23 protein-coding genes are annotated in these 21425 nt (G+C 63.3%); 17 read left to right on the top strand and 6 right to left on the bottom strand.

Annotation, left to right across the window (positions count from 1 at the left end; all coding sequences use genetic code 11):
- Positions 1-353: 353 nt before the first annotated feature.
- The 4 genes from C8J25_RS20605 to C8J25_RS03465 are packed head-to-tail and all read left to right on the top strand — an operon-like array spanning position 354 to position 2324.
- Entirely contained in the window at positions 354-527 is a 174-nt protein-coding gene (locus C8J25_RS20605; protein WP_167397645.1) for a hypothetical protein, read from the top strand.
- Between the two features lie 39 nt (positions 528-566).
- Complete coding sequence (locus C8J25_RS03475) at positions 567-872, top strand: helix-turn-helix transcriptional regulator (RefSeq protein ID WP_107952217.1); 306 nt, start codon at positions 567-569, stop codon at positions 870-872.
- Positions 862-1785, top strand: a complete 924-nt coding sequence (locus tag C8J25_RS03470; protein WP_107952216.1) for a reverse transcriptase family protein — start codon at positions 862-864, stop codon at positions 1783-1785. Before C8J25_RS03475 ends, C8J25_RS03470 begins: the two co-directional genes overlap by 11 nt.
- A gap of 41 nt (positions 1786-1826) precedes the next feature.
- Positions 1827-2324 carry a hypothetical protein gene (locus C8J25_RS03465; RefSeq protein WP_146173269.1) on the top strand — a complete coding sequence of 166 codons (498 nt, stop codon included), beginning with the start codon at positions 1827-1829 and terminating at the stop codon, positions 2322-2324.
- 236 nt (positions 2325-2560) lie between these two features.
- On the opposite strand, the gene C8J25_RS03460 is transcribed toward C8J25_RS03465, so the two are convergent.
- On the bottom strand, positions 2561-4222 hold the full coding sequence (locus tag C8J25_RS03460; RefSeq protein WP_107952214.1) for a recombinase family protein: 1662 nt from the start codon (positions 4220-4222) through the stop codon (positions 2561-2563).
- A gap of 300 nt (positions 4223-4522) precedes the next feature.
- Here C8J25_RS03460 and C8J25_RS03455 point away from each other — a divergent pair, with 300 nt between their 5' ends.
- The 10 genes from C8J25_RS03455 (at position 4523) to dapE (ending at position 12838) form a co-directional block, all read left to right on the top strand.
- Positions 4523-4825: a hypothetical protein gene (locus tag C8J25_RS03455; protein ID WP_244186714.1), complete on the top strand. Its 303-nt coding sequence runs from the start codon at positions 4523-4525 to the stop codon at positions 4823-4825.
- A gap of 87 nt (positions 4826-4912) precedes the next feature.
- Complete coding sequence (gene rpmH, locus C8J25_RS03450) at positions 4913-5047, top strand: 50S ribosomal protein L34 (protein WP_031393806.1); 135 nt, start codon at positions 4913-4915, stop codon at positions 5045-5047.
- 56 nt (positions 5048-5103) lie between these two features.
- Positions 5104-5442 carry a ribonuclease P protein component gene (rnpA, locus tag C8J25_RS03445; protein WP_244186712.1) on the top strand — a complete coding sequence of 113 codons (339 nt, stop codon included), beginning with the start codon at positions 5104-5106 and terminating at the stop codon, positions 5440-5442.
- 180 nt (positions 5443-5622) lie between these two features.
- Positions 5623-5868: a membrane protein insertion efficiency factor YidD gene (gene yidD, locus C8J25_RS03440; protein WP_056062193.1), complete on the top strand. Its 246-nt coding sequence runs from the start codon at positions 5623-5625 to the stop codon at positions 5866-5868.
- Positions 5865-7571: a membrane protein insertase YidC gene (yidC, locus tag C8J25_RS03435; RefSeq protein WP_107952212.1), complete on the top strand. Its 1707-nt coding sequence runs from the start codon at positions 5865-5867 to the stop codon at positions 7569-7571. Before yidD ends, yidC begins: the two co-directional genes overlap by 4 nt.
- 59 nt (positions 7572-7630) lie before the next feature.
- The gene (gene yihA / locus C8J25_RS03430) at positions 7631-8248 is read left to right on the top strand and encodes a ribosome biogenesis GTP-binding protein YihA/YsxC (protein ID WP_056052878.1); all 618 of its coding nucleotides are present in this window, start codon (positions 7631-7633) and stop codon (positions 8246-8248) included.
- A gap of 178 nt (positions 8249-8426) precedes the next feature.
- On the top strand, positions 8427-9878 hold the full coding sequence (locus C8J25_RS03425; RefSeq protein ID WP_244186710.1) for a S41 family peptidase: 1452 nt from the start codon (positions 8427-8429) through the stop codon (positions 9876-9878).
- 152 nt (positions 9879-10030) lie between these two features.
- A complete protein-coding gene (locus C8J25_RS03420; protein ID WP_107952210.1) occupies positions 10031-11044 on the top strand; it encodes a phosphatase PAP2 family protein in 1014 nt (337 codons plus the stop codon).
- 10 nt (positions 11045-11054) lie between these two features.
- Positions 11055-11726: a glutathione S-transferase gene (locus tag C8J25_RS03415; protein ID WP_107952209.1), complete on the top strand. Its 672-nt coding sequence runs from the start codon at positions 11055-11057 to the stop codon at positions 11724-11726.
- Entirely contained in the window at positions 11723-12838 is a 1116-nt protein-coding gene (dapE, locus tag C8J25_RS03410) for a succinyl-diaminopimelate desuccinylase (RefSeq protein WP_107952208.1), read from the top strand. The genes C8J25_RS03415 and dapE overlap by 4 nt, the downstream gene beginning before the upstream one ends.
- Positions 12839-13057: 219 nt before the next feature.
- Here the strand turns inward: dapE and C8J25_RS03405 are convergent, their stop codons facing one another.
- From C8J25_RS03405 to C8J25_RS03395, 3 genes are read right to left on the bottom strand one after another with little or no spacing between them, the layout of a single operon-like run.
- Positions 13058-13684 (bottom strand): Smr/MutS family protein, encoded by a 627-nt coding sequence (locus C8J25_RS03405; protein ID WP_107952673.1) that lies wholly within the window; start codon positions 13682-13684, stop codon positions 13058-13060.
- Positions 13659-15017, bottom strand: coding sequence for a murein transglycosylase A (gene mltA, locus C8J25_RS03400; RefSeq protein ID WP_107952671.1), 1359 nt, complete (start codon positions 15015-15017; stop codon positions 13659-13661). The genes C8J25_RS03405 and mltA overlap by 26 nt, the downstream gene beginning before the upstream one ends.
- Before the next feature lie 11 nt (positions 15018-15028).
- Positions 15029-15673, bottom strand: a complete 645-nt coding sequence (locus tag C8J25_RS03395; protein ID WP_146173268.1) for a Tim44/TimA family putative adaptor protein — start codon at positions 15671-15673, stop codon at positions 15029-15031.
- A gap of 168 nt (positions 15674-15841) precedes the next feature.
- Between C8J25_RS03395 and secB the strand changes: the two genes are divergently transcribed.
- Genes secB through trpS form a run of 3 tightly spaced genes read left to right on the top strand, consistent with a single transcriptional unit; the run spans position 15842 to position 18963 of the window.
- Positions 15842-16354, top strand: a complete 513-nt coding sequence (gene secB, locus C8J25_RS03390) for a protein-export chaperone SecB (RefSeq protein ID WP_056062172.1) — start codon at positions 15842-15844, stop codon at positions 16352-16354.
- A 26-nt stretch (positions 16355-16380) separates the two neighbouring features.
- Positions 16381-17946: a murein biosynthesis integral membrane protein MurJ gene (gene murJ, locus C8J25_RS03385; protein WP_107952206.1), complete on the top strand. Its 1566-nt coding sequence runs from the start codon at positions 16381-16383 to the stop codon at positions 17944-17946.
- Between the two features lie 9 nt (positions 17947-17955).
- Positions 17956-18963 carry a tryptophan--tRNA ligase gene (trpS, locus tag C8J25_RS03380; protein WP_107952205.1) on the top strand — a complete coding sequence of 336 codons (1008 nt, stop codon included), beginning with the start codon at positions 17956-17958 and terminating at the stop codon, positions 18961-18963.
- Positions 18964-19194: 231 nt separating this feature from the next.
- Here trpS and dnaA read toward each other — a convergent pair whose 3' ends face one another.
- Positions 19195-20709, bottom strand: coding sequence for a chromosomal replication initiator protein DnaA (gene dnaA / locus C8J25_RS03375; RefSeq protein ID WP_107952668.1), 1515 nt, complete (start codon positions 20707-20709; stop codon positions 19195-19197).
- A 438-nt stretch (positions 20710-21147) separates the two neighbouring features.
- Positions 21148-21411 (bottom strand): 30S ribosomal protein S20, encoded by a 264-nt coding sequence (gene rpsT, locus C8J25_RS03370; RefSeq protein WP_031394736.1) that lies wholly within the window; start codon positions 21409-21411, stop codon positions 21148-21150.
- Positions 21412-21425 lie beyond the last annotated feature (14 nt).

Below are 21425 nucleotides of genomic sequence, written 5' to 3'. Positions count from 1 at the left end.
GGGTTTGTGCGCGACGGAAGGCGCCTGGACGCGGCGACCCATTCCCTAACGAAAACGCCCGTCACAGTAATTTAGTTCGCTATCAGCGAACTTTCTTCTGGACAATGAGTTTGGTGTGGTTCACACATCGTTCGTCGAGGTTTGCAAGGGGACTGCTGTCACACATTGCGGGGCAACCCGTGCGGAGGGTCGAAAGCCCTCTATTTATTGGTCCGGTCATGCGTGCGTGAGCGGCCCGCGCGGCCCCGATGGCGGGGACCGCGCAGGTGATCAGGGTTAAAGCGTTCCTCCCCCACCTTCTTAGCCGGATGGCAGCGCCACCAATTGGTGGTTGGCGAAGAAGGAGAAAGTCGATGACCAATCGGGACCGAGACGGGGAACGCAGGCGGTTGAAACCTAAGAAGCAGCGGAAGTGGGCGAAGCCTCTGGTAAGCCCACAGATGCTGAAGTTGATCTTCGCGATTGGGCCGGGGGTGGCCAAAGGCCTCCAACTGCTCATTGAACTGGTGAAACTCTTCAAGGGATGATCCGCCACCCTGCATTACAGGATTTGGATAGGAAATTCGATGTTGGGTGAAGCGCTCCGGCTGATCCGTGTTTATCACGACCTGAAACAGAAGCAGGTTGCTGAACGTCTGGATATCTCGACCTCGTATCTCTCGGAGATCGAAAAGGGGCACAAGGTGCCTAGTCTCGACCTGATCCAACGATATTCCGATGCCTTCGGTATACCCGCCTCGTCGATCATGTTTTTCGCAGAGCAGGTTGAATCTGGTGGGAGCTATGATCGGGCGCGGTCTTTCGTGGCGGGCAAGATGATCGGCTTGATGAAGTTCCTCGAAGCACGAGCGAATCCGGCACATGCCGACTAAACGCCTCTATCAGCTAAACCAATCGCCGCTGTTCAAGCTGGGCAGCAGGTCGAAGTTGGCGAAGCTGTTGGGCATGACGCCAGGCGCGCTTCGCGCGCTGGCGGCGGGCGATGGTCTCTACAAGGAGTTCGAGGTCGAGAAGAAGTCAGGAGGGAAGCGCGGTGTCGAAAACCCATGCCGCCCGCTGAAGCTGGCGCAGGCGACACTCGCGCGGCTGCTCGGGCGTATCCAGCCCCCGGATTTCCTTTTCTGCCCCGTAAAGCGACGTTGCTATGTGACGAACGCGGCGGCTCATCGTCACTCACGGATGGTCCAGTGTCTGGACATCAAGAAGTTTTTCCCGAGCGTCAGCCAGCGCCGGGTCTTCTGGTTCTTTGCCACGGTGATGAAGTGCCCACGCGATGTCGCCGGGCTGCTTGCTCAACTCGCTTGCTACAAAGGGCATTTGCCGACCGGGAGCCCGTTGAGCCCGATCATGGCTTACTTCGCTTACTATGACCTTTGGGCCGCGATCGACGCTCTGTGCAAGGCACGCGGCTACACCTTCACAGTCTACATCGACGACGTGACGATCTCGGGGACCCACGTGCCAAAGAGCGCGATCTGGGAAGTCCAACAAATGATACACGGGGCGGGTCTCCGTTATCACAAGCAGAAGACCTTCGTTGACAAGCCCGCTGAGATAACTGGCATCATTCTCAAGGACGGACAGCTTCTTGCCCCGTTTCGACAGCACCGAAAACTAAAAGACACACGAGCCGCGCTGCGCGCAGCCGACCCCGTTGACCGGAAGGCGTTGAAGTCTCGGTTGACCGGAGTGACCGCGCAAATCGGACAGATCGAGCGACAAAATCTCTGCGCGCCGCAACGCAAGGGAGGCTCGACTAAAATATATAGACTTTCCGAGGTCTGATATCGCACGATCCCTCACCACCTTGATGAGGATCAAAAACGATGATTACAGTATCTGCAGATATTTCGAAAAGTTTTGAATTAGCGATGAAATCGAATGGGGTGAATGGCGTAGAGATTGGGCTCTGTGCATTCTATGAAACACGTCAGGAAATCGATTCAGCGGCCAAGGCCTTCTCCTATGAGGACAATGTTGCTGTAGCGGCTCTCATGAATCGAGGTTTCACTTCCCGCGACGCAGCCGCATACGTGAACGCGGGCCTTGTTGGTGCTGTCCTGCATGATGCTAGACGTTCGGCAGAGGAGCAGAATGAACATCCGCACGAGATGCAGGTCGGCTTTTTCCGGCAGAGCGACGGCAGGATTTGGTCGGTTACCGCCGACATAGATACGCGCGTTGTTACGGCGGATCAGATTGAAGGGGACTTTCTCGTTGTTGCCACACGCGCTACGTCGATCGTAGACGGGAACCCTACCGATCGTGCTCGGCATCTGCTTACAGAATGCGACCGGCACGGCTCGCCAAGCATCGCATCGTGAACAGGCGAGCGCCTGGTTGACCGGGCGCTCGCGTCGTTTAAACTCTCCTCTTGCGCCATCGTTAAACGAGACTCTTTGGAGCTTATGAAAGCCGGTTCGTCTACTACCTACTGGCCAGCCAATTGCTTGATCTTCCTTACCGTAACAGATGGCTCAGCACGGTCCAAAAGGTAACAATCCGGAAAAAAGTTCAATCCCTGATAGTATCGCTTATGGTCCCTTTTCGTTCCTTGCCCTTACGCAGCCTCCTTCAAGCGGCGCTCTACGGCAAGTTCGGCAGGCGTAGAGTCCTTAGACGCCTTATGCAGGTTGAACCTCCACGAAGGCTTACCTTTCAGAATGGAAAATACCTGCGTGTTCCCGACCAGTGCCACACGCGCGACACGCTGGTTGTCGAACGTGATTTCCCGAATGATCGACCGCAAGGCCACAGCCACCTTGTTCCGATGGCGGGCGCGAACCTCTAAATCTGGATCGTATAGGAATTCGCGGTAACCGTTGATGCGGGACATATGCGCTTCGGCATCCGCCTTCCCGGACGCTCGGGTGACTTCCTCTGACAACATCTCGATTTCTCCGACCAGCCGCTTCGCTTCGGCCTCCGCCTCGTGTGCGATGGTCTCAGCCATATCGGACGGACGACGGGCGAACGAAGTCCACAGGCTCCTGGCGCTCGTCTCGGCGATGTCATGCGTCCGCCGCGCCTCCGCCAGCTTCGACATCATGAGGCCAAGATTCTCCCGGTCTGCAAACGACCGATCGTCCAAGGCCAGATGAAGGCAAGTGTCCAACATCGCTTTCTCAAAACCGAAGTAGCTTACGGTCGCGGTGTTCGTGCAAACCTTCCCGAAGCGTTCGTTCGAACAGCGCAAAATCGCTTCGTCATGCTTCAAGACGTATTTGCCATTCTGATACTGGCTTCCGGCTGGTCGCTTACGCTCGAACAGCATCCACGAACCGCAGTGGACGCACGACAGCTTACCCGCAAACAGGTTGCCTACGACGGTCGAACGCTTCCCGGCTGGTGTTTGGCGAGCGCTTGCGGCGTCCCTTACGCGGTCAAACTGGTCCTGTGCGATAATGCGGGGCAAGTGGTCTGGCCACGGGTCGCCATTCGCAACGCTCTTACCGTTCACCTTACTACGCGGCTGATATTCGCCGGTAACCTGCCGGTCGGACAGCAGGCGTGTGATACGGCTGCGGTTCCACTTCGCGGCCTTCGACCCGTTCAACGGTTGCCACGGCTCAAACTCCCGGTTGACGGTTTGGACGATTTGCAGCGAACCGACGCCGTCGTCCGCAAGTTGGAACACGCGACGAACTACGGCGTCCCGATCGCCACGGACACGCGCCTTACCGTCCGGTCCGACCTCCAACCAGCCCGGCAGGTTCTTTCCCATTGCCGCACCCGTGGCACGGGCGGTCGCCCGGTCAAGGTCATACCGTCGCTTCCCGCGCTGGCTCTTTTTCACGCTCTCTTCGTGCGCAACCTCTGCTTTTATAAGCAGCTTAATGACCTGCAACACGTCCAGCCGCGTTCCGGCCTCATAATACTCACTACCATCAACGACTGCGATAGTTACGCCGTTGCGCATACACAACTTTACGAAGTCGCTGGTCTCATCGTATCCCTCGCGCGATAACCGATCAACGCGCTCGACCAGCAGTATCGATCCGTGACGCAGGCCAAGCCTTACTTCCTCCTCAAATCCATATAGAGCCGAACCGATTTCACGATTTGCACCAGTGAACGCGGACCGTGCTTCGTCTATCAATTCTTCAGTTATGATCCAGCCGTTGCGTGCGGCATATTCGGTGCAATCCTCCCGCTGTCGCTGGATCGAAGTTCCTTCGGCTTGTTCATGCTTTGAGAAACGGTAGTAGGTGGTAACGTTCATGTGTGCCTCGTTTTTTCAACGAATGCGCCCTACGATAAAGTTATTTTGTCGGCGTTACATTCGTGACGCACTCATGTTGAATGCGGGAAGTCCTGGAATCAGTTGGACTTGCACTTCGACCGCGCGCGCTTCCAGCCCGAGATACGCCACCGTCGCTACGATCGCCGCCATGCCCGCTCCCCCGCGACACGACGTCACGCCTTATTCATACCCGATTTGCCATGTCTGCAAGGACGCGCGGCCGGAACTCTCCGATCACGCCGTCTTGTGAACCTAATACACCGGACCCACATGCCTTCCGTGAAAGCACTCCGCTCCCCCGTCCTCCGCTTCGGCCAGTTGGTGCTCGGGATACTCTTGATCCTGAGCGCGCCGCTGCTCGCACCGCTGCCGGGGCCTGCGGGGATATTCCTGTTCGCGGGTGGGATGGTTCTGGTTTTGCGCAATTCACGCTGGGCGCGGCTCAAATGGGCGCGGCTGAAGCGGCGCTGGCCACGAACCGGGCATTTTGTCGATCGGATGATGCGACGGCAGAGCGCGATGCGGCGGCACGAGCGCGCTCAGGCTGCCAAAAACACGACCGTTACGACGGGTGCGAATTGACTTACCGCCGCCCTTTCCGTAAGCGCTCAGCCATCAAGGCCGTCCCCGTGGCGGCCGTTTTCTATTTGATGACCTAGGGAATGACCAATGAAGCGGACCTTTCAGCCGAGCAACCTGGTACGCGCACGCCGTCACGGCTTCCGCGCACGGATGGCGACGGTCGGCGGCCGGGCAGTGATCCATGCACGCCGCGCACGCGGTCGCAAGAAGCTGTCGGCCTAACTATACTCGACAAGCGCCGCGATTTTCTTGCGGCGAATGCGGGGAAGCGCGCACCGATGCCAGGATTCGTCCTGCTGATGCGCCCCCGCGATGACGGTGACGAGACGATGCGAATCGGCTTCACCGTCACAAAGAAGATCGGCAACGCCGTCGTCCGGAACCGCATGAAACGGCGGTTGCGGGCGTTGGCGCGTGAGCTGTTGGCGGAACGTGGCGTTGCTGGGGCTGATCATGTGTTGATCGGGCGTAATGGCGGTGTCGAGCGGGACTTCGCGCTGTTGCGGACCGAGCTGGGTAAGGCGTTTCGCAAGGTCACGCCGCACATTGCTTCCGCGGCACCAGAGCACCCCACCACCCCGGCGAAGGCCGGCGCCCAGGTGGGAAAGCGGCCGTGATTCAACACCGCCATTCGTCAGCGATGTCCCCCAACTGGGCCCCGGCCTTCGCCGGGGTGGAAATGTCTCAATCGAAGCGGCTCTCTTGGCCTTTGTTCTCCCGCGAAGGCGGGAGCCCAGTCTGGGTCCCCGCCTTCGCGGGGAAACAATCTTGTGGCTTAGGCGAGCGTCGGTTTTGACATGCTAGCCCGCCTCCTCATCCTCCTCGCACGCGGCTGGCAACTCGGGCCATCGCTCGTCCTGCCGTCGAGCTGTCGCTACGATCCTTCGTGTTCCGCCTATGCAATCGAGGCCGTTGGGCGCTATGGCGCGCTCAAGGGGGGCTGGTTGGCGGCGAAGCGTATCGCGCGTTGCCATCCGTGGGGCGGGTACGGCCCCGATCCGGTCCCAGATATCGACAAGAAATTGAAAGACGCCGCCCTGTGAAAGACGACAAGCAGAATTTCGTGCTGTTCGCGGTGATCGCGGCGCTGATCCTGTTCGGATGGCCGCTGATCCAGGGTAAGTTCTTCCCGACCGCGAATCCGCCGGTCACGCGGATCGAGGGCGGCAAGACCAAGGCCGTCGCGAACCCCGCGGCCGATCCCGCCGCGGACGGTGCCGCCGCGATCGGCGATCGCAACGCAGTGATCGCTAGCACCCCGCGCATCCGCATCGAGACCCCTCGCGTATCCGGTTCGATCAACCTGAAGGGCGCGCGGATCGATGATCTCGTGCTCAAGGGTTATGACGAGACCGTCGCGAAAAATTCGCCGCCGATCCGCCTGCTCTCGCCCGCCGGCGCGCCCGACGCGTATTTCGCGAGCTTCGGCTGGCGTGCGCAGGGCCTCGCCCCGCCCGCCGCCGACGCCGTCTGGACACCCTCGGGCGCAACGACGTTAACGCCAACCACGCCGGTCACGCTCGACGCGACCAACGCCACCGGGCAACGGTTTCGCATCCAGATCGCGGTCGACCAGGATTACATGTTCACGGTCCGCCAGACCGTCCTTAACGCCGGCACCGCGCCCGTGCCCGTCGCCACCTATGGCCTCGTCAACCGGGTCGGCATCTCGAAGGATCCGTCGTCGATGACGATCCATGTCGGGCCGATGTCGGTCGACAATGGCGGCGCGCATTACCGTCCGAACTACAAGGACATCGACGAAGCCGCGCAGAAGTTCACGACGACCGGCGGCTGGCTCGGCTTCACCGACAAATACTGGCTGACCGCGCTCGTCCCCGACCAGGGCCAGGCGTTCGACGGTCAGTTCCGCGCGGGCGCCAACAAGGCGTACCAGGCCGACTACGCGCTCCAGCCCAGGCAGGTCGCACCCGGCCAGGCCATCACCCAGACGTCGCGCTTCTTCGCGGGCGCCAAGGAAGTCCGCCTGCTCGATCGCTACACCGATCAGCAGGGCGTGGCGAAACTCGATTACGCGATCGACTGGGGCTGGTTCCGGATCGTCGAGAAGCCGATCTTCTACTATCTCGACTGGCTGTTCCGCATGGTCGGCAACTTCGGCGTCGCGATCATCCTGTTGACCGTGACCATCCGCGGCCTGCTGTTCCCGATCGCGCAGCGCCAGTTCAAGTCGATGGCCGCGATGCGCGCGGTCCAGCCGAAGATGAAGGCGATCCAGGAGAAGCATAAGGACGACAAGGTCCGCATGCAGCAGGAAGTCATGGCGCTCTACAAGACCGAGGGCGTCAACCCGCTCGCCGGTTGCGCGCCGACGCTGTTGCAGATCCCGATCATGTACGCGCTGTACAAGGTGCTGATGCTGACGATCGAAATGCGTCACCAGCCGTTCGTCGCGTGGATCAAGGATCTGTCCGCGCCCGATCCGCTGACGCCGCTCAACCTGTTCGGCCTGCTGCCGTTCACGCCGCCGCACATGATCGCGATCGGTATTGTGCCGATCATCCTGGGCATCAGCATGTACTTCCAGTTCAAGCTGAACCCGACGCCGATGGACGACACGCAGAAGCAGGTCTTCAAGCTGCTGCCGTGGGTGCTGATGTTCGTGATGGCGCCGTTCGCGGTCGGCCTTCAGGTGTACTGGATCACGTCGAACTGCCTGACCATCATCCAGCAGAAGCTGTTGTACGCCCGCCATCCGGGCCTGAAAGTGCCGGTGACCAAGTGAACGACGTTCCCAACTTAGGTCCCGACCTCGAGCAGACCGACGCGCCGTTCACGCCCGAGATGCTCGAGCATGCGCGAAAGCTGTTCGCAGGCCATGTCGGCTTCCTGAAGTCGGCGCCGACGCTTGAGTTCCTGCCCGACGCGTCGGTGCCGGAAGTAGCGTTCGCCGGTCGCTCGAACGTCGGCAAGTCATCGCTGTTGAACGCGCTGACCGGGCGCAACTCGATGGCGCGCACGTCGAACACGCCAGGCCGTACGCAGGAGCTGAACTTCTTCGACGTCGGCGCCCCGCTCGCGTTCCGGCTCGTCGACATGCCAGGCTACGGGTTTGCCAAGGCTCCCAAGGACGTCGTCAAGAAATGGCGCTTCCTGATCAACGACTTTCTTCGCGGCCGCGACGTCCTCAAGCGCGCCCTCGTGTTGATCGACTCGCGCCACGGCATCAAGGACGTCGACCGCGAGATCCTGGAGATGCTCGACAAGGCCGCGGTCAGCTACCGCATGGTCCTGACCAAGGCGGACAAGATCAAGGCGTCCGAGTTGGTCGAGGTCACCGAGCGCACCGCGATCGAGGCGCGCAAGCGTCCGGCCGCACATCCCGACATCCTCGTCACGTCCAGCGAGTACGGCATGGGCATTCCCGAACTCCGCGCGGCGGTGGTCGAAGCGGTCAGCTAACGGTCTGAACGTTACAGGTGTGCCCATCCTACCCCGTCATCCTGACGATGGCGGAATAAGCTGACAGGTATACTGCCATCCGCACCCTCAAAATCCGCCGATATCGGATCAAACCTCGATTTGCCGCTGGCATCGCCCGACGAAATCCGTAGCCTTCGGGCAACGGGGAGATGTTGCGATGCGGGCACGGTTCGGGACAATGCTGGCGATGGCTGCGATGCTGTCGAGCTGCGGGGGTAGCGATGGCAACACGAACTCGACCGGTGGTGGTGCCGGTGGCGCCATTGGCGTTACGCCGACACCCACGCCGACTGCGACTGCGGGCTGTTCGTTGCGCGAGCGCCAGGACTGGGCCGCCGCACAGCTTCGCGAATGGTATCTGTTCCCCGATACGCTGCCCGCGACCTTGAGCCCCGCGGGGTACACGACCGTCGATAGCTATATCGACGCACTAACCGCAACCGCGCGAGCGCAGCGCAAGGATCGGTTCTTCACCTACCTGACGTCGATCAAGGAAGAGAACGCCTATTACGCCTCGGGATCGAGTGCTGGGTTCGGCATCCGGTTCGCACTCGACCAGACCGGCCAGCGCCTGTTCGCAGCGGAATCGTTCGAGGGCGCGCCCGCCCTTGCCGCCGGGATCGACCGCGGTGCCGAGATCCTCGCGATCGGTACGACATCGAGCAATCTACGCACCGTCAGCGCCATCGTCAGTGCCGAGGGCACGGCCGGGCTGACCACCGCATTCGGTCCCGACACGACCGGTACCGCGCGCGTGTTCCGCGTCTCGGACGCTGCCGGTACGCGGGACGTGACCGTCGCCAAGGCCGACTTCTCGCTGCTGCCGGTCTCGTCGCGGTACGGCGCGAAGATCATCGAGGATAGCGGTCAGCGCGTTGGCTACATCAACCTGCGCACGTTCATCTCCACGGCCGAACCCGCGCTGAAAACAGCGTTCGCGAATTTCCGTGCGCAGGGCGTGACGAAGGTCATCATCGACCTGCGCTACAATGGCGGTGGCCTCGTCGCGACGTCGGAGTATCTTGGCGACCTCCTTGGCGGGGGGCGATCAACGTCCGAGGTGTTCGACTATACGACGTTCCGCACGGAGAAGGCCTCGAACAACGAGACTCGCTTCTTCGCACCACAACCCGAGTCTATCGCGCCGACGCGGATCGCATTCATCGGCAGCGGCGGTACCGCATCGGCGAGCGAACTTTTGATCAATGCGTTCACCCCGTATCTGCACGGCAATTCCGCGCTGATCGGAACCAATACCTACGGCAAGCCCGTCGGACAGATCGCCCTCGACAAGCCCGCCTGCGACGATCGTCTGCGTGTGATCGCGTTCGCGACGCAGAACGCGGCGCGCAACGGCAATTACTTCGATGGCTTGGAGTCGACCGTCGAGGCGACCTGTCGCGCGACGGATGATATCAGCTTCCCGCTCGGCGACGCACGCGAGGCGTCCACGCGTCGCGCGCTCGATTTCCTGGCGGGACGCACATGCTCGGCGATCACGAGCGATGTCACCGCGCAGTCTGCACGGACTGCGGCAAGCACCCGCCAGGACTTGCTGATCCCCGCAGCGCCGACCACCGCCCAACGGATGGTTCCTGGCTCGTTCTAAAGCCGGCGATCGAGACCGTGAAACCGCAGCTATAGCGGGCGTCGTCCTACGGCAGGGCGACGCTCGTCGTTCGTTACCGTTCAGCCAAGCGAAAGCCGATCCAGCCGACGAGGGTCGCTTGTTCCCCCATATGTGATACGCGTTCGCCGACCATGAATGACGTTTCGATTGCAACTACCCCGCGGCTGCCCGCCGACATCCACCGCGGGGCGCTGCCCGCAAACGCCAGCGTGCCCGATTACGGTTGGTGGATCGGCGGTGGGATGATCCTCAGCCTGGCGATGTTGACGGTGATGATGCACGTCGCCGGCTTATCGATCGATCCGTACGACGCAGATAATATCCCGTTCTACGTCAGCGGAATCGTCCTGCTGGGGCTACGCTTCGGGCTCCGCGACCGGCCTTGGCGACATGCACGTGCAGTCGCCGACTGCGCCGAATATTACGGCGTCTTCACCATGTTGGCACTGATGGGCGCGGTGGCGAGCTATCCCGTCGCGGCGGTGACGCATGGGTTCCACGACGCCGCACTCCAACGGATCGACGCCCTGCTGCATTTCGACTGGCTCGCCTGGTATCGGCTTGTCGCCGCAACGCCGATCCTCCAATCGCTCGGTCTGGCAGCGTATCGCAGTATTTACCTGACGCCTGCGATCCTGTTCGCGGCCTTCGCGTTGACCGGCGACCGGGTGGCGGCGCACCGGTTCCTCGCGACATTCTGGCTGACCGCGATCGGCACGCTGATCCTCTACGCCTTCATGCCGGCGATAGGTCCATTTTCGTATCTGTGGCATCAACCAATCGCCTATATGCCCGAGAGCGAGCAATGGCAGCATGGGCTGATACCTGCACTACGCGATCACAGCGTGCGGGTGGTCGACCTCGGCCATTTGCGCGGCATCGTTTCGGCACCAAGCTTCCATGCCGCCGCCGCGACGCTCTACATCAATGCGGCGTGGCGCATGCCGCGGCTGCGCTGGCCGGTGCTCGCCCTGAATGCAGCAATGTTGATGGCGACACCCGTTGAGGGCACGCATTACCTGATCGACATCCTGCTCGGCACGATCGTCGCGCTGGCGGCGATCGCGACGCTGCATCACCTCATGCCGCGTAGCACCGCACGTCGAAGCGCCAATGGCGTTGCCGCGCCCCGCCCGCCCCGCTAGTCCACACCCCATGAAACTGATCATCGGCAACAAGGCCTATTCGTCTTGGTCGCTCCGCGGCTGGCTCGCCTGCAAACAATCCGGTCTCCCCTTCGAGGAGGTGGTCGTGCCGATGTACGACGCCGACTGGGAAAAGCGCCGCTCGGGCGACGAGTTCGCGCCGTCGTCGGGCAAGGTGCCGATCCTGTGGGATGGCGACGCGGTAGTGTGGGACAGCCTGGCGATCGTCGACTATCTCGCCGACAAGGTCGGGCGCGAGCGCTTTTGGCCCGAGGACAATGCTGCGCGCGCGATGGCGCGGTCGATGGCGGCTGAGATGCATTCAAGCTTTGCCGCGCTGCGTCGAAAGCACAGCATGAACGTCCGCCAGGTGTTCCCGGCAAGCACGCCCGACGACGACGTGCTCCTCGAATTGCAGCGGGTCATGGAGATCTGGGCACAGGCTCGCGCACGATTCGGTGGCGGCGGCGATTTCCTGTTCGGCCAGTTTGGGGCGGCAGATATAATGTTCGCGCCTCTGGTCACGCGGATCGTCACGTACCAGTTGCCGATCGCGCGGTTTGCGGCGGGGTATATGCGGGCGATGTTCGAACATCCGTTCATGCAGGACTGGATCGCGGCGGCGCAGGAAGAGGAATGGGTCCTCGAACAATTCGAGCAGCCGGTGCCCTCGACCGCATGATCGATCCCGTCGCGCTTACCCAGGCGCTGCTTCGCGCGGATAGCGTCACGCCTGCGCGCGGTACGGTGTTCGATGTGCTGGAGGCGGCGCTACTCCCGCTCGGGTTTGCGGTCGATCGGTTCACGGTCGGCGAGGCACCCGACGGCCCGGTCGAGAATCTGCTGGCCGTGCGCGGCGATGGACCGCGGCATCTGGCGTTTGCCGGCCATGTTGACGTCGTCCCCCCCGGCGAAGGCTGGACGGGGTCGCCCTGGTCCGGCGAGCTTCGCGACGGGCTGCTGTACGGACGTGGCGCGGTCGACATGAAGGGTGCAGTCGCAGCCTTCGTGGCCGCCGCGAGCCGGAGCTATGCCGGGACGCTCTCGCTCATCATCACCGGTGACGAGGAAGGCCCAGCCACCTACGGCACCGTTGCGATAATGGAGCGGATGGCTACGCGGGGGATCGTGCCCGACCTGTGTTTGGTCGGCGAGCCAACCTCGACCGCGCGACTGGGCGACATGGTGAAGATCGGGCGACGTGGCTCGGTCAACATCTGGATCGAGGTGCCGGGGCGGCAGGGGCACGTCGCCTACCCCCATCTCGCCGACAATCCGATCCCCCGGCTGATCGCCATCCTTGCGGAGATCGAAGGCGTGGTGTTGGACGAGGGCACCGACTGGTTCCAGCCGTCGAACATCGAGGTCACCGACATCACCGTCGGCAACCCGGCGCACAACGTCATTCCCGCCAAGGTTTCCGCGCGGTTGAGCATCCGGTTCAACGATCGCCACCGCGGGGCGGACCTGATCAAGCGTATCCGCGCGATCGCCGAGCGTCATGCGCCGAACGTGATAGTGACGGGGAAGGTGTCGGGCGAAGCGTTTCTTACCGAGCCGGGTGCCTTCTCGACGCTGTTGTCGGACGCAATCGTGGGCGCGACCGGGGTCATCCCGGAACTGTCGACCACCGGGGGGACGTCCGATGCGCGCTTCCTTTCGAAGCTTTGCCCTGTTGTGGAGTTCGGGTTGATCAATGCGACGATGCACAAGGTTGATGAGGCGGTCGCGGTCGAGGATTTGCGGACGCTGACGGATATCTATGAAGACGTAATTGCGCGGGCGCTTAACTAGCGCCCTCCCTGAAAGGGAGGGGTTGGGGGTGGGTAGGCCCGCTTGAGCCGCACCCGTACGCGTTCGCGGAAGCCGACCCACCCCCTGCCCCTCCCTTCCAGGGAGGGGGGAAGTAGATGTGCCGAAACCTACTCAAACTCGCAGGCTGCCGATCACCCTATGATTACCAAACTGCGGTAAAAATCGTGAGTCCCGGACCTCGTGAATCCGAACGCAGAGCTAGTCCCGTCCGCGCCTCAGGACGATGTACAGCGCGCCCTGCCCGCCATGCCGCGGATGCGCGCCACGTACCGCAGCGATCGAGTCGGCATGCCGCGAGCCAGCCAGCCAGTCGGTGACTGCGGACCGGATGGCGCCTCTCGCGTGCGGACGTTCGCTTTCGGGGCGGGGCGGCTTGCCCGTCACCAGCAGCAACACACGGTCGCCGCGAGCGATAGCCCGTCCCAGGCCGACGTCGAGCAGTGCGTGGGCGGACGCCAGCGTGTGGCCATGCAGGTCGATCGAACTGTCGGGACTCACCACACCCTGTGTGAGCCTCTTGTCCCAGCCGCCATCTAGCGTGTTGGCCGTGATGGGTTTGGCTACAGGCCGCGCAACCACGGGCTTTGCCCCCGCCCGCGCGGCGTACGGCGTGACCACGGTACGGACTAGCGGCTTCACCCGCCCCATCGGCGCTGGCGGTGCAGGCACGATCTTGCCGTTGGGACCGATGATCGGCTTGGGCGGAGGCGGCAGCGGCGGCGCACGCTCCGGAATACGCACGGCGACCGCACGCATCGGACGCACGCTCGCCATCACGCGCGCCCAGAGCTGCGCCTCATCAGGGTTGAGCGGACGGCCCGCCATATCGCGCTCCATTCGCCTGATTGAGCCGCGCGACGGTGCCGATTGGCAGCAGCAGGTACGCGGTGCCGCGTCCGGCCATGCCGCCGGCGGTCGCTTTGGCGGCCGCGCCAGCACCCCAGAACGTATCGAAACGATTGCTGCCCTTGATCGCGCCGCCCGTATCCTGCGCGATCCACAAGCCGCTCGCGTCCTGCCGGTCGAGCGACAGGAACACCGGCGCGCCGAGTGGCACGAACTTGACGTCGGCGGCCGCGCTCACCTGACCGGTGACCGGCAGGCCGAGTGCCCCCAGGGGTGCGCCCTCGAGTTCGCGGAAGAAGACGAAGCTCTTGTTCTCGCGCATGATCGCCTGCCCCTCGGCCGGGTGCGCGTGGAGCCATGCGACGATGCCCTGCATCGAGGTCTGGCCCGGCTGGAGCAACCCGCGCGACTTCATCAGAGCGCCGATACCGGTATAGTCACGGCCGTTCTGCGTCGCATAACCGATCCGCAGTATCTCGCCGTCGGGCAACCGCAGCCGCCCCGAACCCTGGATCTGTAGGAAGAACAGCTCGACCGGATCGCGCGCCCAGGCGAGGATCGGCGCCTTGCCCGACAGCGCGCCCTGCTCGATCGCGGTGCGATCGTAATAGGGCACCAAGTTGCTGCGATCAACGCGACCGCGAATCTTCTTGCCCTTGAGACTGGTCGAGAATGTGCCGAGATCGACGTCGATAAGGTCGTTCGGACGCGCGTAGATCGGCGCATAGCCGTCACGCCGCTCCAGCGAACCGGCGATCTCGGGCTCGTAATAGCCCGTCGCGAACGCCTTGCCGTCGCCGATCTGCGCGGCCTCAAACCACTGCGCAAAGAATGTCCGAGCATTGCGGCGATCGGTCGATGCCGCTGCGGTACAGGCCGGCTGCCAATCCGCGCCGCGCGTCAGCCCGGACGTGTCGTTGCGACGTACCAGCGACGGACAGCTTGTGACGAACGCCGCAAACGCCGCTTGCGCCTGCACATCGTCGATCAGCAGGCTCGCGATCGGTGGACCGGGGATCACGCCCGCAGCGGCGGCATTCAAAGGTTCGACCGCCGGGACGACCGGCGACGCTAGCATCGGCACAGCGCCAACGATCCGCGCCGGCGACTGGATACCGCGAATGTTCGGGGATGCACCGGTATCACGCGACGGATGCACGCGAACGGGTTCGTTTGGTCGATCATCCGACCGATCATCTGTTCGATCGACCGGTGGCGGACCCGACCGTGGCGGTTCGACACCACCGACGCACGCGCTCAACAGCGTCGCCATCAGCGTCGGCAGTCCCAGACCGCCGAGCCTTCCCCCCATGCCGCGACCCATCAGGCTTCGTCGGTGTCCGCAAGCTTCCAGTTCGGGTCGCTGCTCTTCAGCGTCCGTGCGAACGTCCAGACGTCATGCGTCTCGACCGCGTCGGTCAGCGACCCAGCAAGGACATTGCCCTCTGCGTCGCGCGTGACGGCTGCGATGTCTGCGTCGAACCGGACCGTGATACGCGCCTCGCGCCCGGTAAGGCTGGCGTCTGCGATCAGCGCACGCTCGATCGACACGAGACGATTGTCGAGCACTTCACCAGCCTCGCGCCGCGCTTCGATCGCCTCGACGAACGCCGCGCGGACATCGTCGACGGCGAGATCGGCCAGCGCGTCCTCGTCACCCTTCCAGAAAGCTTCGAGCACCATGCGGTACGCGGCCTGCGCACCTTCGAGAAAGCGCGCGACATCGAAACCGGGCTCGCCGGCGACGATTGCCCGCAGACCGGGCTCCGCCTTGGGCTCCAGGTTGCGATTGGCGACTTCGCGCGCATCCGGAACCGCTTCGACGGTTCGCGGCACGGCGGCGAGCGCAGGACGGTCCTCGGCCGCACGCGGTAAGGGCTGCTCATGCCCCGTCCGCTTGCCGAGCACGCTGTAGAGTCGCATCGCCAAGAAGCCTGCAACCATCGCGAGAAGAACTACGTAAAACAACCGTGCCTCCGATCTTCGCTTCAACATAGGGCAAACCCGCAGCTATTCAAACCCGCGCCCGTTGAAACGCCCCTTCGGCACTGCTACTCGCACCACCTCGATCGAACAGAACGCGCAAGCGGTCCGCTTCGGTCCCAATTTTCCGCTTATTCTCTAAGGACACGACGAATGGATGATCAGGACAACGGCTTCACCATGCCCGACCAGGCTCTCGCGAACGGTGAAGACACGGTCCCCGCTGCCGGGCTGATCTCGCAATACGTCAAGGACCTGTCGTTCGAGAACCCGAACGCGCCCGCCGTCTATCAGAACCAGACCCCGCCGGCGATCGACGTGCAGTTCAACATCGGCGCGGCTCAGGTCGGCGACGAAGTGCATGAGGTCGTGCTGAAGATCGACGTCCGCGCCGAGAGCGAGGGGCAAGTCGCGTTCATCGTCGATCTTTCGTACGCGGGCCTGTTCGGGCTGCGCAACATCCCGGCCGAGCATGTCCAGCCGTTCCTGCTGGGCGAAGCGCCACGCCTGCTGTTCCCGTTCGCACGCCGCGTGCTGTCGGATGCGGTCCGTGACGGTGGTTTCCCGCCGCTGCTGCTCGAGCCGATCGATTTCTCGCAACTGTATCTCCAGCAGTCCGAGCAGCAGGGCATCCAGCCTAATGTCGGCGATTTCGGTCAGGCCTGAACGAGACGGGGGCGGAGCGCGTTTAGATGAATCTTGCCAAGGCGCTGGGATCGGTCGGCGGGCTGACGCTCGCCAGCCGCATCCTGGGGCTGGTACGCGACTCGCTGTTCGCGCGGTTCGTTGGCGCGGGATTTGCGTCCGACGCATTCCTGATCGCGTTCCGCCTCCCCAACATGTTCCGCGCGCTTTTCGCGGAGGGCGCTTTCTCCGCCGCGTTCATCCCAATGTTCAACCGGAAGGTCGGCGACAAGGATGGTCGCGGGTTGCCCGACGGGATAGCGTTCGCTGAGGACGCGCTGTCGGTGCTGTTGCCGACGCTGATCCTGATGACCGTGCTGTTCGAGCTCGCGGCTTGGCCAATGACGTGGCTGCTGACCTTCGGGTTCAATGGCGCGAGCGCTGAGCGGTTCGACTATGTCGTCCACCTGTCGCGGATCATGCTGCCCTACCTGCCGCTGATCAGCCTGGTCTCGCTGCTCGGCGGCATCCTTAATTCGCTGCACAAGTTCTGGATCAACGCGGCCGCGCCGATCTTGCTCAATGCGACGTTGATCGCGGCGCTGTTGCTGTTCCACGAGCACCAGCCACTGCTGACCGCGCGCAACCAGGCGATCGCGGTGACGATATCGGGGGCGTTGCAGCTTCTGTGGCTGATCTGGGCGTGCCGCGCGTCCGGCGTGAAGCTCCGGCTCAAGCGTCCGCAACTCAACCCCGACGTGAAGAAACTGATGTCGCTGATCTGGCCCGCTGCGGCGGGTGCCGGCGCGGTGCAAATCAACCTGGTCGTCTCGACCGCACTTGCTGCCGCGCTGCTGCCGGCCGGCTCGGTCTCGTATATCTATTTCGCCGACCGGCTGAACCAGCTCCCCTTGGGCCTTATCGGCATCGGTCTCGGTACCGTCCTGCTCCCGACGATCTCGCGCCAGCTCGGTCGCGGCGAGGATGCGCAGGCGATGGCGACGCAGAACCGCGGCATGGAGCTCGCGCTGTTTCTCACGCTGCCCGCGACCGTCGCGCTGATCGTCTGCGGCGTGCCGATCGTCGGCGCATTGTTCCAGCACGGCAAGTTCGCGCTCGAGGACAGCGTGCTGACCGCGCAGGCCTTGGCCGCGTTCTCGATAGGCCTGCCCTCATACATCCTCGTGAAGGTCCTGACGCCGGGCTATTACGCGCGGTCCGACACGCGCACGCCGGTCCGCTATGCGACGATGTCTATGGTCGTGAACCTCGTCCTCAACCTCGCCTTCATCAAGCCGCTCGGCCACATGGGCCCGCCGCTCGCCACCGCGATCGCCAGCACGGTCAACGTCGCGATGCTGTATCGGACGCTGGTGCGGCGCGGGCACTTCACGCCCGACGCGCGGCTGCGCCGGCGGACGTGGCGGCTGCTGGTCGCCGCGCTGATCATGGGGGTCGTGATGTATTTTCTGAACGACCTGTTCCAGCCGTTCGTAACGGGGGCCAGCGTCGAGCGCTGGGGGGCGATGCTCGTGCTGGTCGCGACCGGCGGCGTCGTCTATGCGATCGCGACATTGCTCACCGGCGCGTTCCGGCTGGGCGACATCTCCACGCTTCTGCGTCGTTCCAAGTAAGGTTTCTCCATGCGCGTCCTGTCCGGCATCAAGCCCACCGGTAATCTCCATCTCGGCAATTACCTGGGGGCGGTGAAGCAGTGGGTGACGTTGCAGGACGACGTGGCGGCGCAGGGTGGCGAGTCGATGTTCTTCATCGCCGATCTCCACGCGCCGACCGAATGGATCGCGCCGGCGGAACTGTCGGCGCACACGATCGAGGTCGCCGCGACGATGATCGCCGCGGGGATCGATCCGGCGAAATCGATCCTGTTCAACCAGGCGCGCGTGCCCGCGCACAGCGAGATGGCTTGGCTGCTCAACACCGTCGCGCGCGTCGGCTGGCTGAACCGGATGACGCAGTTCAAGGACAAGGCCGGCAAGAACCGCGAGGGTGCGAGCGTCGGACTGTACGACTATCCGGTGCTGATGGCGGCGGACGTGCTGCTCTACAACGCGACGCACGTGCCGGTCGGCGAGGACCAGAAGCAGCACCTCGAACTCGCGCGCGACATCGCTACGAAGTTCAACGGCGACTACGGCGTCGACCTGTTCACGCTCCCCGCCCCGCTGATCAGCAAGGCGGCGCCGCGGATCATGTCGTTGCGCGATGCGTCGGCCAAGATGTCGAAGTCGAACCCGTCCGAGCAGTCGGTGGTCAAGCTGATCGACAGCGACGACACGATCGCCGACAAGTTCCGCAAGGCGAAGACCGATCCGGACGTGTTGCCGGCGACGGTCGAGGAACTAGGTGATCGCGCCGAGGCGCGGAACCTGCTGACGATCTATGCGGCGTTGGCGGATAGCGATGTGGCGACCGTGCTGGGCGAGTTCGGTGGGAAAGGCTTCGGCGCGTTCAAGCCTGCGCTCGCGGATCTGGCGGTGGCAAAGCTCGGGCCGATCCGTGACGGGATGGTGCGGTTGCTCGATGACCGCAGCGCGGTGACGGCGGTGTTGCAGGCGGGCGCGGAAAAGGCGCGCGGGCTGGCGGCACCGGTGCTCAAACAGACGCAGGACGCGATGGGGTTGCAGGTCTAAGGACCGCCCCCCGGTCCCGTCATCCTGACGAAAGTCAGGATCCAGAGCCATAAAGGGCGGCGTCCGTAACTCTGGATCCTGACTTTCGTTAGGATGACGGGGGAGTTTTTGGTGTGCCGGGTCACGCGGCTACATGCCGCGATATCGCGCACACAAGCTTGTTCCCCCGCGAAGGCGGGGGGCCAGACTGGGCTCCCGCCTTCGCGGGAGAAAAAGGAAGGGAGAGCAGGCCTAGCCTTCGAGCTCGCGCATCAGCACGCGCACCGCGGCATCGATATCGCGGTCCGAGTCGCGCAATTCCTCGATCTTGCGCACCGCGTGGATCACCGTCGAGTGATCGCGGCCACCGAATTTCCGGCCGATCTCGGGAAGCGAGCGAGTCGTCAGGCGCTTGGCTAGGTACATCGCGATCTGCCGCGGCCGTGCCACCGCCCGTGCCCGCCGCGCGGAAATCAGGTCCAGCGGCTTCAGCTCGAAATGCGCGGACACAAGCTTTTGGATCTCGTCGATCGTCACCCGCTTCTGCGCGCCACGGAGAACCTCGCCGAGCGTCGCCACCGCGAAGTCGAGGTCGATCGTATCGCCGGTCAGCTGGGCATACGCCACCACCCGGTTCAGCGCGCCCTCCAGCTCGCGGATGTTCGCGTGAATGCGTGCCGCCAGCAGGTCGAGCACGTCGGTCGGCACGCGCATGTCGGGCAGGTCAACCAGCTTCCGGTCGAGGATCGTCCGGCGCAGCGTCAGGTCGGGCGCCTTGATGTCCGCGACGAGACCGACCGACATCCGGCTGACGATCCGCGCCTCGACGCCTTCGAGCGCCTGCGGGCAGCGATCCGCGGAGATGACCAGCCGCTTGCCCGCCGCCATGATCTCGTTGACCGTGTGGAAGAATTCTTCCTGCGTCGCGTCCTTGCCGGCGATGAACTGGAGGTCGTCGATCAGCAGCAGGTCGGCGCCGCGCAGCCGCTGCTTGAACGCATGCGTGTCGCGCGCGCGCATCGACGCGACGAAGTCGTACATGAACCGCTCGGCGGACATGCACAGCACGATCGCGTTCGGGTTATGCTCGAGGAACGCGTGACCGATCGCGTGCATGAGGTGGGTCTTGCCCTGCCCCGTGCCGCTGTGGAGGAACAACGGGCTGAACCGGACGGGGCCCGGCTCGGCGAGCACCTTGGCGGCGTTGAACGCCACCTTGTTGGACGGATCGACGACGAATCGCGCAAAGGTGTAGCGCGGATCGAGCGGCGGACGTTCAGCGGGCACGCCGACCGGGGCCAACGTCACGACGGGCGCCGGTGCTGGCTTCAGCGACGGATCGACGCCGAACTTCATCGTCGCCTGCACAGGGTCCGCGACCGGCTTAGGAGTCGGCTTGGTTTCGAGCGGTAGCGGATCGGCAACGGGCTTGACCGGAATGGCGTCGGCCACCGGCTCGATCGCGAGCACGACGGGTGCGCGACCCGGCGCCCGGGTCTCGATCTGAACGGTACGGATGTTGGGCAGGATCTGCTTGAATTCGAGCACCAGCCGGTCGGCGTAGTGATTGCGGACCCAGTTGGTCATGAACGCCGACGGCAGCGCGAGGCGGATCGTGTCGCGGTCCTCGCCGGGGATCAGCTCGATCGGCTTCAGCCACTGTTCGAACAGTCGCGCACCCGCGGACTCCTTCAAGGATGCACGAACACGAGCCCAGGCCTTTTCGGCCTCGGTCGTGTGCGTTACTGATCCTTGCCACTTCGTCACGCGCACACTTCTCCGACCCCGCGAGATTGCTCGCGCGGGTGATATAGTCCCGACAGAAAATGGTCCCCCTGACGACCCCAAGGGTCATCCGGCATCTTCGCCCTGTTTGTTGATGCAGCGGTGGAAACCACCGTCGCTGTGAGCCCCGTTATGAAGCGATCGACGATCCTAGCAAGGCCCCGAGGCGTCACATTTTCGAAATAAAGCGGGTTGACTTGATCAAGCCGCGGAAATGCGTCGATATTTTTATAAGTCGCTGTCTTTACGCATTTTTTGCAATTTCCGCGATTGCGTGACGTGATTCTCGATCACACGAATCGTGGCGAATCCTAGGGTTATGCGGACTCCCCGCCGGTTCCCTTCGCAGACGCAAAAAACCCGCCGGGAAGGTCCCGACGGGTGATCAGCTTCGCCAATGATCTGGCAATGATCGGTCGCTCAGGCGAGCCCGGTCACGGCCTTGGTCAGACGCGCGAACTTGCGGCTCGCGGTGTTCTTGTGCAGCACGCCCTTGGCGACGCCGCGCTGCAACTCAGGCTGTGCCGCTGCGAGTGCGGTGGTCGCTGCGCCCTTGTCGCCCGAAGCCAATGCGGCCTCGACCTTCTTGATGAAGGTACGGATACGGCCGACGCGGTTGCCGTTCACTTCCGCGCGACGGTCGTTGCGACGGATACGCTTTTTCGCCTGCGGCGTGTTCGCCATGAAGCCCTCTGGAT

The organism is Sphingomonas faeni (assembly GCF_003053745.1).
GTDB classification, from domain to species: Bacteria; Pseudomonadota; Alphaproteobacteria; order Sphingomonadales; family Sphingomonadaceae; genus Sphingomonas; species Sphingomonas faeni.
Note: the sequence above shows the minus strand (reverse complement) of the source record. Positions and strands in the feature narration are given on the sequence as shown.

Excerpts from the sequence above, each read along its gene's own strand:
- C8J25_RS20605 (WP_167397645.1), top strand. The coding sequence starts at position 354 with ATGACCAATCGGGACCGAGACGGGGAACGCAGGCGGTTGAAACCTAAG.
- C8J25_RS03475 (WP_107952217.1), top strand. The coding sequence starts at position 567 with ATGTTGGGTGAAGCGCTCCGGCTGATCCGTGTTTATCACGACCTGAAA.
- C8J25_RS03470 (WP_107952216.1), top strand. The coding sequence starts at position 862 with ATGCCGACTAAACGCCTCTATCAGCTAAACCAATCGCCGCTGTTCAAG.
- C8J25_RS03465 (WP_146173269.1), top strand. The coding sequence starts at position 1,827 with ATGATTACAGTATCTGCAGATATTTCGAAAAGTTTTGAATTAGCGATG.
- C8J25_RS03460 (WP_107952214.1), bottom strand. The coding sequence starts at position 4,222 with ATGAACGTTACCACCTACTACCGTTTCTCAAAGCATGAACAAGCCGAA.
- rpmH (WP_031393806.1), top strand. The coding sequence starts at position 4,913 with ATGAAGCGGACCTTTCAGCCGAGCAACCTGGTACGCGCACGCCGTCAC.
- rnpA (WP_244186712.1), top strand. The coding sequence starts at position 5,104 with ATGCCAGGATTCGTCCTGCTGATGCGCCCCCGCGATGACGGTGACGAG.
- yidD (WP_056062193.1), top strand. The coding sequence starts at position 5,623 with ATGCTAGCCCGCCTCCTCATCCTCCTCGCACGCGGCTGGCAACTCGGG.
- yihA (WP_056052878.1), top strand. The coding sequence starts at position 7,631 with ATGCTCGAGCATGCGCGAAAGCTGTTCGCAGGCCATGTCGGCTTCCTG.
- C8J25_RS03425 (WP_244186710.1), top strand. The coding sequence starts at position 8,427 with ATGCGGGCACGGTTCGGGACAATGCTGGCGATGGCTGCGATGCTGTCG.
- C8J25_RS03420 (WP_107952210.1), top strand. The coding sequence starts at position 10,031 with ATGAATGACGTTTCGATTGCAACTACCCCGCGGCTGCCCGCCGACATC.
- C8J25_RS03415 (WP_107952209.1), top strand. The coding sequence starts at position 11,055 with ATGAAACTGATCATCGGCAACAAGGCCTATTCGTCTTGGTCGCTCCGC.
- dapE (WP_107952208.1), top strand. The coding sequence starts at position 11,723 with ATGATCGATCCCGTCGCGCTTACCCAGGCGCTGCTTCGCGCGGATAGC.
- C8J25_RS03405 (WP_107952673.1), bottom strand. The coding sequence starts at position 13,684 with ATGGCGGGCCGTCCGCTCAACCCTGATGAGGCGCAGCTCTGGGCGCGC.
- mltA (WP_107952671.1), bottom strand. The coding sequence starts at position 15,017 with ATGGGGGGAAGGCTCGGCGGTCTGGGACTGCCGACGCTGATGGCGACG.
- secB (WP_056062172.1), top strand. The coding sequence starts at position 15,842 with ATGGATGATCAGGACAACGGCTTCACCATGCCCGACCAGGCTCTCGCG.
- murJ (WP_107952206.1), top strand. The coding sequence starts at position 16,381 with ATGAATCTTGCCAAGGCGCTGGGATCGGTCGGCGGGCTGACGCTCGCC.
- trpS (WP_107952205.1), top strand. The coding sequence starts at position 17,956 with ATGCGCGTCCTGTCCGGCATCAAGCCCACCGGTAATCTCCATCTCGGC.
- rpsT (WP_031394736.1), bottom strand. The coding sequence starts at position 21,411 with ATGGCGAACACGCCGCAGGCGAAAAAGCGTATCCGTCGCAACGACCGT.